The following is a 12,626-nucleotide window of genomic DNA, read 5'->3' on the forward strand; positions in this document are numbered from 1 at the left end:
AATTTCTTCAGGCGAGAACGACCACGCCATCGGCAGCACGCACGCCCTGCCCCTGCGGCAGCACGAACACCGGGTTGATCTCGGCTTCGACCAGACGGTCACCCAGTTGGGCCGCCATGTGAGAGAAGGCGACGATGGCCGCCAGCAGCGCCTCGACATCGGCCTTGGGCCGGCCGCGAAAGCCGTCCAGCAGCGGCCACGTCTTCAGTTCCTGCGCCATGCCCAGTGCCTCGTCGCGGCTCAGGCCACCTTGCGCCGGCAGAAGCCGCATCGCCGTGTCCTTGAACAGCTCTGCGGTGACGCCGCCCATTCCCAGCAGGATGGCCGTGCCCAGCGCATCACGGTGCATGCCGAGGATCAGTTCGGTACCGCCGGCCACCATTTCCTGCACCAGGAATCGCTGCGGCCTCGAGCCGGCGTTGGCCTCGACATCGGACGCCATCTGCAGCAGGCGCGCGCCCACCGTGTCGGGCGTGAGGTTGACCGCCACACCGCCCACGTCGCTCTTGTGCGTGACCTGGGCCGACAGGATCTTCAACACCACGCGGCCACCCAGCTCACGCGCAGCGGCCTCGGCCTGTGCTGGCTCGGTGACGACAAGCTCTCGCGCGCACGGCACGCCGAAACGGCTGAAGAGCTGCTTGGCCTGCGCCTCGTCGAGCGAGCCCGAAGGCAGATCGCCTACCGCAACCGGCTGCATGGCGGCGGTCGGCTCGCCCGGGTCTTTCCACTGGCTGGCCCGCAGCATGGCGTCGAGCGCAGCGGTACAGCTTTCCGCCGCGGCAAAAGCGGGGACACCGCGCTGTGTCAGCAGCGCGCCGATTTCCGGCGCGTGCGGGCTCACGTAGGCAATGACGGGCTTGTCCGAGGTCGGCAGGCAGTCCTGGATCGCGCCGGCCATCAATTCGGGCATGGCGAGGCTGGATGAGCCGACGATGATGGTCAAGGCGTCGTAGCTGGGACTCTTCAACAGCACGTCGATGGCGCCGCGCAGCAAGTCAGGCCGCAGGCCCGCCAGGGTCACGTCGATCGGGTTCCGATCGAGCACGGCATGGTCGCCGGTCTGCAGCGCGCGCAATGCTTCGGCCGTCGCGGCATCGGGTGCGGGCGTATCGAAGCCGGACAGGCCCAGGTCGTCCGACACCAGCGTCCCGGCGCCGCCGGTGGAGGTCAGGACCGCGACCCGGTTGCCGCGCAGCTTACGGCCGGTGGCCAGTGCGGCGGGGATGTCCAGCAGGTCATTGAATGTCTGGGCGCGGATCACGCCCACCTGCCTGAAGAGCGCGTCGTACATGCGGTCGGCACCGGCCAGCGCGCCGGTGTGCGACACCGCCGCCTTGGCGCCCGCCTCGGAACGGCCGATCTTGAACGCGACCACAGGCTTGCCCGCGCGTGCCGCCTTCAGCGCCGCAGCGCGGAACTTCTCCGGATTGCGCACCGTCTCGACGTACAGCGCGATGACCTTCGTGGCATCGTCTTCGGCGAGATGATCGATGAAGTCCGCCAGCTCCAGGTCGACCTCGTTGCTGGTCGAGATCAGCTTGGACAGGCCGATGCCGCGCACCGCAGCGCGAGACAACAGCGAACCGAGGATGCCGCCACTCTGCGACACCACGCCGACGCCGCCGACGGGAAAGTGCGCCATCTCGAGCGCACCCGTGGCCGACAGCACGATGTTGTCCGTGAGGTTGACCAGGCCGATGGTGTTGGGCCCCAGGATGCGCATGGACCCGGCCGCTTCCATCAGCTGCCGCTGGCGGCGCGCGCCCTCCTCACCGATCTCGGTGTAGCCGCTGGCCAGCACGATGGCTGCCGCGGTGCCGCGGGCGGCCAGGTCGCGCACCGCCAGGTGGGCGCGCTCGGCCCCGAGCAGCACGATGCCCACGTCAGGCACCGCCGGCAGCGAAGCCACGTCCGCATAGCAGGCCAGCTCGCCGATGCGATCGGCCTTCGGATTCACCGGATAGATTTCGCCCGAGAAGCCGTGCTTCACGAGGTACGAGATGGGCCTGCCAGCGGTCTTGGTGGCGTCGCCCGACGCTCCGATGACGGCGACGCTGCGTGGCTTGAGGAGTCGGGAGATGGCATTCATGGCGCTCACTCCTTGCCGGCCGGGGTGGAGGTCTTGGCCAGGAACGCCATCACCGATTCGCGATGCTCGGTGCTGGTGTAGCAAATGCCTTGCGCCTGGCTGCCTTGGGCGAACACCTGATGGGCCGACAACTCGAAGCTCTGGTTGAGGATGGTCTTGCCCAGGGCCAGCGCCGTGGCGGAGCCCTTGCTCATTTCGGCGGCCCAGCGCTGCGCTTCTGCAATCAGGCTGTCCGCATCGGCCTTGCGATCGGCGATGCCGAGACGAAGCGCCTCTTCGGCCTCGACCTTGCGGCCGCTGAAGATCAGCTCCTTGGCCTTGGCCAGGCCGACGCGGCGAGGCAGAAAGTACATGCCGCCGCCGTCGGGAATGATGCCGCGGTTGATATAGGACCAGGTGAAGCTCGCCGCATCCGACGCAATGATGAAGTCGCAGGCGAGCGCCGTATCGGCACCCAGGCCCGACGCGGCGCCGTTGACTGCGGCGATGGTCGGCTTGGGCATGGTGTGCAGCAGCGACTGCGCGTGGTGCACGCGTTGCTGGCGGCTCCAACCGTTGAAGCCGACCTCGCCCGCGGGCGCTTGCATCCGGCGCTCCATGCCGGCGATGTCGCCGCCGGCGCAGAAGCCATTTCCCTTGCCCGTCAGCACCAGGGCGCGAATCGCCTTGTCGTTCGCCACGCGCTCGAGCGCGGCGATGAATTCGGTGCGCATGTCGTCGCTCATGGCATTGCGCTTTTCCGGGCGGTTCAACCACAGCGTGGCAACGCCGTCGACGACTTCGAGTTGGATCAGGTTTTCGGTCATTTTTTTGCCCTTGGGCCTCAGTCAGTGGTGATGTGGTTCTCTTTGACCACCTTTCGCCAGCGGGCCTCTTCACCCTTGGCATAGCGGTCGAACGCCTCCGGCGAACCCGCGTCGATCACGAGGCCTTCGCTTTCCACGCGCTTGCGGAAGGCCTCGGTCTGGACGGCTTTCCTTGCGGCGGCGTTCAGTTTCATGATCACGTCCCGTGGCGTTCCGGCCGGCGCATAGAGGCCATACCAGCTGTCCGCCACGTAACCGGGCACGCCGCTCTCCGCGACGGTCGGCACCCTGGCCAGCGAGGGCGCCGTGGAGCGCGAGGCGGTGGTCACGGCCAGCGCCCGCAGCTTGCCGCTTTCGATGAACGTGCCGACCGCGGCTGCCGTGGCGAACATCACATCGACCTGGCCGCCCAGCAGATCCGTGATGGCCGGGCCAGCGCCGCGGTAGGGGATGTGCGTGATGTCGGTCTTGGTGAGATTCTTGAAGAGTTCGCCTGCGAGATGAGCCGACGTGCCGGCGCCCTGCGATGCGAACGAGAGCTTTCCGGGATGGGCCTTGGCCGCGGCGATGATGTCGCCCACGGACTTGTAAGGACTTTCGGCCCGAACGACGAGCACGTTCGGCGAAATTCCCACCAGCATGACCGGCGCAAATGCCTTCTCGTAGTTGTAGGGAAGCTTTGGCAGGAGGCTCGGATTCACCACGTGCGCGACGGTCGCCATGACAAGCGTGTAGCCGTCGGGCTGGCTCTTCGCGACGGCGTCGGTTCCGATGATGGTGCCCGCACCGGGCTTGTTGTCGATGATCACCGGTTGACCCAGCTCCTGGCCCATGGTGATGCCCATGGTGCGCGCCACGAGATCGGTGCCTCCGCCCGGCGCGAATGGCACCACGATCTTCACAGGCTTGTCCGGAAACGCCGCGAAAGCGGGGAACGCCGTCAGGCTTGCTGCAACGGTGGCGCAAGAGAAAAAGACGGCTCGTTTGGCACGCGCCAGGGTCAGCGTGATCTGCATGGATTTGTCTCCGGTTTGACAAGAGAAGTACGGGAAGCCCCATCGACGGCCACGTTGGGCTGCGGTTCTCATCGAATGGGTGAAGCTTAGGTTTGCCAAGCGGTTCGCGCACCCCCCTATTTCCAACAGATGGAAATCGGTGATACGCTGCCCGGCGCCTCTCCCCACGTTTTCAGCGCCACACGCCACTCGCGGAACATGTCGAACACACCCTCTGAGAAAGCGCGCCGGCCACACCACGAAGACCCGATGCTCAACCGGTCGCTCGTGCGCGGTGTCGAGGTGCTCAGAGCGTTCAGGCCAGGCGCCGATCTGCTTGGCAACGGCGAACTCGCGGAACGCACGGGACTGTCTCGCGCCACCGTGAGCCGCCTGACGCAGACGCTGGTGGAAACCGGCCTGCTGGAGCACGATCGCGCCCGCCGGGCCTACCGCCTGGCCGCACATGTCTTGAGCCTGGCCCATGCGATGCGCGCGGGCTCGCCGGTGCTGAACACGGTCGCCCCGCTGATGCGCGCGCTGGCCGAAAAGATGCGCATCAACGTCGGCCTGGCGGTGCCCGATCGCGACGAAATGGTCTATCTCGAATCCGTTCGCTACAACCGCCGCGTTGCGCTACGCCATGTGGTGGCAGGTCAACGGGTGCCGATGGAACTCACTTCGTTGGGCCGCGCCTATCTGGCGGTCGCTCCGGAATCCACGAGGCGAGCGCTGCTGGCACTGTTCCGCAGCAGACGCTCCACCGGATGGGGGCAGTTGCGAGACGAGATCAAGTCCGCGAAACTCAGCATCGAGCAGCGCGGCTACTGCAGCGCCGCATGGCAACCGGAAGTGATCGCCCTGTCAGCACCGATCGTGCTGGCGGATCGCCCGATCTATGTGCTCAACGTCAGTGTCGCCACCGCCGCCAACATGGACGAGGTGGAGCAGGAACTCAGCGGCCCATTGCTTTCCTTGAGGGAGAAAGCGACGGCCGCTCTTCTGGCATCCGGCGGAGCAGGCCTTCGGCTGGATAGTCCGTCGTCGACTTCCAACTCACAGCACTAGGCGGCATGAAGTGTTCGTGCCACTGCGGCATGGCTCTCGCGCAGTTTCGATTTTCTATTTTCGATGGCTTCCGCGAGGAACGCCGCATCACCGGCTACGCCCGAGAAGCGCCCCGACCCCCAAGTGTGCAGCCACGGCAGGCCCAGGAAGTACAGGCCCGGTTCGTTCGTCACCCCGCGCAGGTGCACCGGCGCACCGCGCCCGTTGAACACTGGCGCATCGACCCACGCGAAGTCCGGCAAGAAGCCGATGCACCACACGACACTGCCGATGCCCGCCGCCGCAAGGTCGAGCCGCGTGCGTTCTTGTGCCGGCTCCCACACGGGCGAGTAGACCGAAGGCGGTGGCGCCTCGATGCCCTTCGCCGCAATGTGTTTGTCGATCGACGCGTTGATGCGGTTGTAGGTGTCGTCCGCGGCATCGAGGTTGTCGCGCAGGTTGGGCTGCAGCTCGAAGTTTCCGCTGTCGAAGCCGCTCAGCACCCCATACAGCTCCATGCCTTCGAGCGCGAAGCGCCGCAGGTCGATGTCGCGCCCGCCGTCGCGGCCGGTCACATAGTGGTTGGTGTTGTCGCGCACGCCTTCGCGCAGCGGATGCTCGGTGACGGGCATCTCGTAGTACTTCATCTCGGCGAGCCAGTCGACCACCTCGCGGCCGCGGTAGAAGCGCGCGCAGCGCGGCGCGTGGCCTGTGGCCAGGTGAACCTTGCGGCCGGCCAGGTGCAGGTCTTCGGCAATCTGCGCGCCCGACTGGCCGCAGCCCACCACCAGCACCGCGCCCTCGGGCAGCTGCGCCGGGTTGCGGTACTGCGCCGAGTGGAACTGCGCCACACCCGCAGGCAGCTTCTCGGCGAGGCGCGGCACGATGGGGCGGTGGTAGCCGCCCGAGGCCACGACCACCTGGTCGGCGGTGTAGAGGCCGGCGTCGGTCTGCACGTTGAAGCGCTCGCGTTCTCCATCGCGCGAGACGCGCTCGACCGTCACGCCCTCGATGGCCGGTGCCTTCACATGATCGACGAAGCCTGCGAGCCATTCGTTGATCTGGTCCTTGACCATGAAGCCGTGCGGATCGCTGCCGAGGTAGCTCCATCCCGGCAGCTGGCACTGCCAGTTGGGCGTGACGAGGCAGAACGAGTCCCAGCGCTGCGTGCGCCAGGTGTGCACCAGGCTGCGCTTTTCGATCACGAGGTGGTCGATGCCGCGCTGCTGCAGGCAGTGGCTCAGCGACAGGCCGGCCTGGCCGCCGCCGACGATGACGACGCTGTAGTGGCTGCGTCCGCCGTAGGGGTGTGACATGGGGTGCTTCTTTCTCTCTGGGGATGGAGTCGTCAGTCGAAGGCGACGACGGTGACCTGCGCGCCGGCGGTTTCCGCGAAGCGCGCAGCGATGTGTTCGATCTCCGCGAGCTGGTCCATCGCCTGCGAGCACGCGAAGCCGTACTTCGCGCGCACGCGCTCGCTGGCGAGGCCCAATGCCTCGCGCGCGTGCTGCATGAACTCACCGAGGGCATAGGGCTCGCCGGGCACGAGGTGTTCGCGCACCACGCTGGAGGGCGAGTAGCAGCGGGTCTCGCTGGCGTCGGGCCAGCGCACGCGGAAGTGCGTCACCGGCATGCGGCGGTCTCCAGTCGAATGGCGGGTGGCTGGATGAAGGCGTCACTGCCGAAGTCCCACAGCAGGGCTTCTTCTCCACCGGCACGCAGGTGCACCTGCCGCGTGGCGTCGACCTCGCCGATCACGCCGCAGGCGATGTCGCGCGCGGCGAAGCGCGCCAGTACCGGGCCCACCTGCGCAGGCGCGACGCTCAGCACGAAGCCGTAGCTCGGAAACGAGGACAGCCAGCGCATCAGCGGCACGCCCGCGGGCCTGGGCAGTGCGTCGAGCTCGATGCGCGCGCCCACGCCCGAGCACTCCAGCAGCATCATGGCCGTGCCCACCGCGCCCGCCATGCTGATGTCCTTGGCTGCACGGCACAGGCCTTCTTCGGCCAGCGCGGGCAGCACTTGGAGGTCGGCGCGCAGGCGCGCGGCGGGCGCGGCGGTCGATGCGTTCCAGTAGGGAAAGGGCTCCTCGTAGGCGCCGCGCAGGTCGGCCGCCATCACGAGCAGGTCGCCGGGCTTCGCATCGAAGCTGGTGAGCAGACTGCGCGCATGGCCGAGGATCGCGACCGCGAGCTGCGGCCGCTCGCTGCGGTTGTTGCTGTGGCCGCCGACGATGGGCACGCCGTAGCGCACAGCCGCCTCGGCCAGCCCGCGCAGAACATCGTCCGCAGGGCTCATGCCAGTGCTCCACAGTGCATCGACCACGGCGGTCGGCCGGCCGCCCATGGCGTAGATGTCGCTCACGTTGACCATCACGCCGCAGTAGCCCGCGAACCACGGCATGCGCACGATGAAGTCCTCGACCAGCCCCTCGATGGCGAACAGCAGGTAGCCGCCGTGACCGTCGGGAATGGCGGCGCAGTCGTCGCCGATGGGCACGGCCTGCGCGAGCGCCGCGTGGCCGCCCGGAAGCGCCCGACCGAGGGCGGAGACCACATCGCTGATGTCGCGCTTGTGGGCGAAGCCGCGCGTGGCGCGAAGGGCTTCGGCGATTTCGTGGACGTTGTCGGTCATGGCAGCACCTTGGAGCGCGTGACGAAACCGCTCACGGGGTCGTGGCAGGGCGGGTACCAGCTGAGCTCGGCCTGCATGCGTGCATGCGGGCGGCCGTGCACGCCGGTTTCTTCGAGCAGTTGCCAGCCCAGCTTGCGAAAGAGCGGCACGTTCTGCATCTGCACCTGCGCGAAGAAGCGCTTGCAGCCAAGCGCGTTGGCGCGCGAAACCGCCAGGCGGATCAACGTCACGCCCAGGTGGCCCTGGCTGCGGAACGCGGGATGCACGGCAAGGCGTGAGCCCCACCATTCGCCATCTGCCTCCCCGCGGTGGATGCGCACCGTGCCCACCACCTGCTCCGGCATGCCCGCCGCGCAGGACATCGCCACCAGCAGTTGCGCGTGGTCGTCGACGGCATCGCGGTCGTCGCGCACGAAGATGCCCTGCTCGATGCAGAACACCGCCCGGCGCAGCCCCATCGCTTCGTCGCGCTCCCACTGCTGCGCCGCCTCGCGCACCAGGTACTCGACCGGCGCGTAGTGCAGGTCGAGCTCGCTCAGGTCGTCGATGCACAGCATGGTCAGCTTTCGTAGACGGACAGCGACGAGCACGCGCCGCACTTGCCGCAGCCGGCCTTGATGTCGGCCGAGCGCAGGCCCGCCGCCACCACGCGCTCGCCCAGCGGCGCGAGCAGCGACTTCATGAACTCGGGCGTGGGCGCCGGATGGTCTTCGAGCGGCGTGCCGCTGATCGGCACGAAGGGCACGACGAAGGGGTACACCCCGCGCGCGAGCAACTGGTCGCAGGTGTCGAGGATGGCTTCGCGCGTATCGCCCAACCCCGCCAGGATGTAGGTGCTGACCTGCCCGCGTCCGAACACGCCCACGGCCGCCTCGAAGGCGCTCATGTAGCGCGAGACAGGCACGCTCGCCTTGCCCGGCATGAGGCGTTCGCGAACCTCGGGCGTCACCACTTCCAGGTGCATGCCCAGCGTGTCGATGCCGGCCGCCTTCATGCGGTGGAACCACTGGTCGTCGTCGGGCGGCTCGCACTGGCCCTGGATGGGAATATCCACCGCGGCCCTGATGGCGAAGGCGCTCTCGCAGAGGATGGCGGCGCCGCGGTCGGTGGCGTTGGGCGTGCCGGTGGTCATCACCATGTGCTTCACGCCGTCGAGCAGCACGGCGGCGCGCGCCACCTCGGCGAGTTGCTCGGGCGTCTTGCGCGCTACCGTGCGGCCGGCCGCGAGCGACTGGCCGATCGCGCAGAACTTGCAGCTCTTTTTCCGGCTCTCGTAGCGGATGCAGGTCTGCAACACCGTGGTGGCGAGCACGTCGCTGCCGTGCAGCGTGGCGATGTGCGAATAGGGCACGCCGTCGAAGGTCTGCATCGCGTAGAAGCGCGGCTGCTTCGGAAAGCTGATGCTGGCAATGGGAATGCTGCCGCGCATCACGCGGCTCATGCCCTGCGCGTCGGGCGCCTCGGCGGTGAAGGGCGAGTGCCAGGCCGTGGAGGTGTGCACCGGCACCATGATCGTGTGGCCGTCCACCGTCACGGCCTTGTGGTCCGAGGGGCCCGCGCCGCCGCGGCGGCTCGCAACGCCCGCCGAAGGATCAACCAGCCGCAACCCGAAGGACTGGAGCTCGGTCATCAGTTGCCGGCTGTCTTGCTGTGTCGTCGTGGTGGTCATGGTCGGAGCTCCATTGAGCAGGGGGTTGCGTGAGATGCATCGGCACGGTGGTTTGCGCCGGCCGGTCGTTGATGGCGAGCGACAGCAGTTCGGGCCGCGCATAGTGGCCGACCGAATCCATCATTCGCTTGCGCTTGGCGATGAGCGCCATGTCGAGGTCGGCCACCACCATGCCCTCTCCCTCGGTGAGCGGTGGCGCGAGGTGCTTGCCCTCGGGCGAGACGATGGCGGTGTGGCAGCCGCCGCGCAACGCCTTCTGCAGGTTGGCGTCGGGCGTGACCGAGCGGATCTGCTCGTCGCTGAGCCAGCCGGTGGCGTTGACCACGAAGCAGCCCGACTCCAGCGCGTGGTGGCGGATGGTCACTTCCATCTGCTCCGCGAAGATCGGGCCGACCAGCGAGCCGGGGAACTGCGCGCAGTGAATCTCCTCGTGCTGCGCCATCAGCGCGTAGCGCGCGAGCGGGTTGTAGTGCTCCCAGCAGGCCAGCGCGCCGACGCGACCCACTGCGGTGTCGACCACCTTCAGCCCCGCGCCGTCTCCCATGCCCCAGACCATGCGCTCGTGGTACGTGGGCGTGATCTTGCGGCGCTTGAGCGCGAGCGTGCCGTCGGCATCGAACACCAGCTGCGTGTTGTAGAGGCTGCCGTGGTCGCGCTCGTTCACGCCGAGTATCACGACCATGCCGTGATGGCGCGCGCGCTCGGCCACGGCCTGCGTGACCGGGCCCGGCACGACCACCGCGCGTTCGGCCAGCCGCAGGTGCGGCGCACCCTGCAGCACCGGCGGCAGCACGAAGCTGAAGTAGGGGTAGTAGGGCACGAAGGTCTCTGGAAAGACCGCGAGCTGCGCGCCCTTGGATGCGGCCTCGTCGATGGCGCTGCACACCCGGTCGAGCGTGCCGTCGGGCCGGTCGAGGTCGGGCGCGATCTGGATCGCCGCGGCACGCACGATGCGGGATGTGGAAGCCATCGCCGGTGCCCTGCCCTACAGCGTCCAGGTGTCGAGGATGACCGCGCCGGCCTTCTTGTGCAGCAGCACCAGGTCCAGCACGTCCAGCGGGTTGATCGGCGTGATGCCTTCGATCAGCGCCCCTTCGCCGTGGCCGTACAGCGCCTGCAGCGCGAAGCGGCAGGCGTAGACCTTGCCGCCTTCTTCCATGAACTTGCTGATCTGCTTGTTGAAGTTCTGGTGGCCCGGGAAGGCCTCGTCGCCCAGCGTGGGAAAGCCGCGCTGCACGCCCAGCGTCACGCCGGGGCCGTACAGCAGCACGGAGGTTTCGTAGCCCTTGCGGCGCAGGCGCGTGGCCTGCAGCAGGTTCACGAAGCCGATGGAACCTTCGAAGGCGACCGTGTGGAAGGTGACGAGCGCCTTCTCGCCGGGGTCGGCCTTGACGTCTTCGAACACCTTCTCTTCGTAGTCGACGAGGTACTCGCCTTTCTCGTTGCGGGGGCGGGTGACTTTGGGCATGGGGTACTCCGGTTGAGGGGTTGAACGCAGGTCTTGCGTGCCTTTCTCTTTGCAGGCGATGTGCCAGCGTGCGGCCGGGTGCGTGCGATCAACTCGCGATCAATGCGCAGCGGTGCGCCTTGCGTGCGGATAAAAAATTTCGGAAGGCCGCAAAGGCGGGCACGCACAGAGGCTGCCGGCCGGTTTCCGCACCGCGACGACGCATCCGCCATGCGATCAATGCACCCGATCAATGAGGTTGATCGCACCCGATCGAAGCATTCGGCGCCTCCGGGGCGGGCGCGATTCCTGCGTGCTTGATCGGTGGCCCGATGCAATCAATGGATGCAATCAACTTCGACGATCCGCCCCATGCCCACGATCACCACCCACTGGCGCAAGCAGCTGCGCAACAGCGACCGGCCGGCCTACCTGCTGCTGGCCGATCTGATCGCCGACGACATCAAGACAGGCCGCCTTGGCGTGCGCGACCGCCTGCCTACGTTGCGCGAGCTCGCGGCCGACCTGGATCTCAACTACACGACGGTGGCGCGCGGCTATGCCGAGGCGCGCAAGCGCGGCCTGATCGACTCGCGCGCCGGCACCGGCACCTTCATCCGCTCCGGCAGCCCCAGCCTGCGGCTGCGTGGCGGCAGCGGCGCCGAGATGACGATGAACATGCCGCCAGAGCCCGACGACGCGCACCTGATGGCGCGGCTGCACGAGAGCGCGAGCCGTGCCTTCGCCGAGATCGACTTCCACGACCTGCTGCGCTACCAGGACTTCGGCGGCACCGCGCACGACCGCGAAGTGGCCTTGCAATGGCTGCGACCCTTCGTGCCGCATGCGAGCGTGGACCGCATCCTGGTGTGCCCCGGCATCCACGGCGTGCTCACGGCGCTGTTCTCGCAGCTCGCGCGGCCGGGCGAGCTGATCTGCGTGGAGTCGCTCACCTACCCGGGCGTGAAGGCCATCGCGGCGCAACTGGGCGTGCAGCTGCATGCGCTGCAGCTGGACGACGACGGCCCCATCGCCGATGCCTTCGAGCATGCCTGCAAGACGCTCAAGCCCAAGGCGCTGTATTGCAACCCGACGCTGCTGAATCCGACCGCCGGCACCGTGTCGCGCGCACGGCGGGAAGCGCTGGCCGACGTGGCGCTGCGCTATGCCATTCCGATCATCGAGGACGACGCCTACGGCATGCTGCCGCGCCAGACGCCGGGCACCATCGCCACGCTTGCCCCCGCGCTCACTTACTACGTTAGCGGGTTCTCCAAATGTTTCGGCGCGGGGCTGCGCAGCGCGTATGTGTGTTCACCGACGGTGGTGCAGTCGCAGCGCCTCGCGGGCGCGATGCGCGCCACCACCGTGATGGCCTCGCCGATCACCAATGCGCTGACCACGCTGTGGGTGGAAGACGGAACGACCGAGGCGATGCTGCAGGCGGTGCGCGCCGAATCGGGGGCGCGGCAACTGCTCGCGACGCGCCATCTGGGCGACAGCGGGTTGCAGGCACACCCTGAGGGCTTTCATGCATGGCTGCCGCTCACACCGGGCTGGAGCCCGGTGGAGTTCGCGTCCTACCTGCGCACCCAGAACGTGGGCGTGGTGGCGAGCGCAGCATTTTCGACGGATGGCGATCCGCCAGATGCGGTGCGCATTTGCCTGGGCGGGCCGATGTCGCGGGAGCAGTGCGATCAGGCGCTGAGGCTCATCGCCGACACGCTGGCGCATCCGCTGCATCCGCACTCGACATTGCAGAAGCGCGGTTAGCCGATCACACGGAGAGCGAGGTCGAGGCGTCGGCAGAACGGATGGCGTGATGGCACGATCTGCTGTAGCGACTCGCACAACCGCAGCCTGCTTTGTGCAAGACCCCCATTGCAGCACCGGCGCGAGGGGCACGCGGCCTAGACTTTTGGACATCCACAAGTCC

12 protein-coding genes are annotated in these 12,626 nt (G+C 67.8%); 2 read left to right on the forward strand and 10 right to left on the reverse strand.

From position 1 onward, the window contains the following. Positions 1-7: 7 nt before the first annotated feature. Genes ACEN9N_RS13215 through ACEN9N_RS13225 form a run of 3 tightly spaced genes read right to left on the reverse strand, consistent with a single transcriptional unit; the run spans position 8 to position 3,914 of the window. Positions 8-2,092: an acetate--CoA ligase family protein gene (locus ACEN9N_RS13215; RefSeq protein ID WP_495656246.1), complete on the reverse strand. Its 2,085-nt coding sequence runs from the start codon at positions 2,090-2,092 to the stop codon at positions 8-10. Between the two features lie 5 nt (positions 2,093-2,097). Continuing rightward, positions 2,098-2,898: an enoyl-CoA hydratase/isomerase family protein gene (locus tag ACEN9N_RS13220; RefSeq protein ID WP_495656247.1), complete on the reverse strand. Its 801-nt coding sequence runs from the start codon at positions 2,896-2,898 to the stop codon at positions 2,098-2,100. Positions 2,899-2,915: 17 nt separating this feature from the next. Continuing rightward, on the reverse strand, positions 2,916-3,914 hold the full coding sequence (locus ACEN9N_RS13225) for a tripartite tricarboxylate transporter substrate binding protein (protein ID WP_413312635.1): 999 nt from the start codon (positions 3,912-3,914) through the stop codon (positions 2,916-2,918). A gap of 198 nt (positions 3,915-4,112) precedes the next feature. Between ACEN9N_RS13225 and ACEN9N_RS13230 the strand changes: the two genes are divergently transcribed. Then, positions 4,113-4,961, forward strand: a complete 849-nt coding sequence (locus ACEN9N_RS13230; RefSeq protein WP_495656381.1) for an IclR family transcriptional regulator — start codon at positions 4,113-4,115, stop codon at positions 4,959-4,961. On the opposite strand, the gene ACEN9N_RS13235 is transcribed toward ACEN9N_RS13230, so the two are convergent. The 7 genes from ACEN9N_RS13235 to ACEN9N_RS13265 are packed head-to-tail and all read right to left on the reverse strand — an operon-like array spanning position 4,958 to position 10,711. Continuing rightward, positions 4,958-6,256 carry an MSMEG_0569 family flavin-dependent oxidoreductase gene (locus ACEN9N_RS13235; RefSeq protein WP_495656248.1) on the reverse strand — a complete coding sequence of 433 codons (1,299 nt, stop codon included), beginning with the start codon at positions 6,254-6,256 and terminating at the stop codon, positions 4,958-4,960. The genes ACEN9N_RS13230 and ACEN9N_RS13235 overlap by 4 nt on opposite strands. A 32-nt stretch (positions 6,257-6,288) precedes the next feature. Next, entirely contained in the window at positions 6,289-6,573 is a 285-nt protein-coding gene (locus ACEN9N_RS13240; RefSeq protein WP_413312627.1) for an MSMEG_0570 family nitrogen starvation response protein, read from the reverse strand. Continuing rightward, complete coding sequence (locus ACEN9N_RS13245) at positions 6,564-7,574, reverse strand: sll0787 family AIR synthase-like protein (protein WP_495656249.1); 1,011 nt, start codon at positions 7,572-7,574, stop codon at positions 6,564-6,566. Before ACEN9N_RS13245 ends, ACEN9N_RS13240 begins: the two co-directional genes overlap by 10 nt. After that, complete coding sequence (locus tag ACEN9N_RS13250; RefSeq protein WP_495656250.1) at positions 7,571-8,131, reverse strand: MSMEG_0567/Sll0786 family nitrogen starvation N-acetyltransferase; 561 nt, start codon at positions 8,129-8,131, stop codon at positions 7,571-7,573. Before ACEN9N_RS13250 ends, ACEN9N_RS13245 begins: the two co-directional genes overlap by 4 nt. A 2-nt stretch (positions 8,132-8,133) precedes the next feature. After that, on the reverse strand, positions 8,134-9,204 hold the full coding sequence (locus ACEN9N_RS13255) for an MSMEG_0568 family radical SAM protein (RefSeq protein ID WP_007832836.1): 1,071 nt from the start codon (positions 9,202-9,204) through the stop codon (positions 8,134-8,136). Further along, complete coding sequence (locus tag ACEN9N_RS13260) at positions 9,167-10,213, reverse strand: Nit6803 family nitrilase (RefSeq protein ID WP_495656251.1); 1,047 nt, start codon at positions 10,211-10,213, stop codon at positions 9,167-9,169. Before ACEN9N_RS13260 ends, ACEN9N_RS13255 begins: the two co-directional genes overlap by 38 nt. A gap of 15 nt (positions 10,214-10,228) precedes the next feature. Further along, on the reverse strand, positions 10,229-10,711 hold the full coding sequence (locus tag ACEN9N_RS13265; RefSeq protein WP_007832834.1) for an MSMEG_0572/Sll0783 family nitrogen starvation response protein: 483 nt from the start codon (positions 10,709-10,711) through the stop codon (positions 10,229-10,231). A gap of 351 nt (positions 10,712-11,062) precedes the next feature. Between ACEN9N_RS13265 and ACEN9N_RS13270 the strand changes: the two genes are divergently transcribed. Beyond that, on the forward strand, positions 11,063-12,463 hold the full coding sequence (locus tag ACEN9N_RS13270) for an aminotransferase-like domain-containing protein (protein WP_413312625.1): 1,401 nt from the start codon (positions 11,063-11,065) through the stop codon (positions 12,461-12,463). The last annotated feature ends 163 nt before the right edge of the window (positions 12,464-12,626 follow it).

This window comes from Variovorax sp. Varisp46 (assembly GCF_059491885.1).

Excerpts from the sequence above, each read along its gene's own strand:
- ACEN9N_RS13215 (WP_495656246.1), bottom strand. The coding sequence starts at position 2,092 with ATGAATGCCATCTCCCGACTCCTCAAGCCACGCAGCGTCGCCGTCATC.
- ACEN9N_RS13220 (WP_495656247.1), bottom strand. The coding sequence starts at position 2,898 with ATGACCGAAAACCTGATCCAACTCGAAGTCGTCGACGGCGTTGCCACG.
- ACEN9N_RS13225 (WP_413312635.1), bottom strand. The coding sequence starts at position 3,914 with ATGCAGATCACGCTGACCCTGGCGCGTGCCAAACGAGCCGTCTTTTTC.
- ACEN9N_RS13230 (WP_495656381.1), top strand. The coding sequence starts at position 4,113 with ATGTCGAACACACCCTCTGAGAAAGCGCGCCGGCCACACCACGAAGAC.
- ACEN9N_RS13235 (WP_495656248.1), bottom strand. The coding sequence starts at position 6,256 with ATGTCACACCCCTACGGCGGACGCAGCCACTACAGCGTCGTCATCGTC.
- ACEN9N_RS13240 (WP_413312627.1), bottom strand. The coding sequence starts at position 6,573 with ATGCCGGTGACGCACTTCCGCGTGCGCTGGCCCGACGCCAGCGAGACC.
- ACEN9N_RS13245 (WP_495656249.1), bottom strand. The coding sequence starts at position 7,574 with ATGACCGACAACGTCCACGAAATCGCCGAAGCCCTTCGCGCCACGCGC.
- ACEN9N_RS13250 (WP_495656250.1), bottom strand. The coding sequence starts at position 8,131 with ATGCTGTGCATCGACGACCTGAGCGAGCTCGACCTGCACTACGCGCCG.
- ACEN9N_RS13255 (WP_007832836.1), bottom strand. The coding sequence starts at position 9,204 with ATGACCGAGCTCCAGTCCTTCGGGTTGCGGCTGGTTGATCCTTCGGCG.
- ACEN9N_RS13260 (WP_495656251.1), bottom strand. The coding sequence starts at position 10,213 with ATGGCTTCCACATCCCGCATCGTGCGTGCCGCGGCGATCCAGATCGCG.
- ACEN9N_RS13265 (WP_007832834.1), bottom strand. The coding sequence starts at position 10,711 with ATGCCCAAAGTCACCCGCCCCCGCAACGAGAAAGGCGAGTACCTCGTC.
- ACEN9N_RS13270 (WP_413312625.1), top strand. The coding sequence starts at position 11,063 with ATGCCCACGATCACCACCCACTGGCGCAAGCAGCTGCGCAACAGCGAC.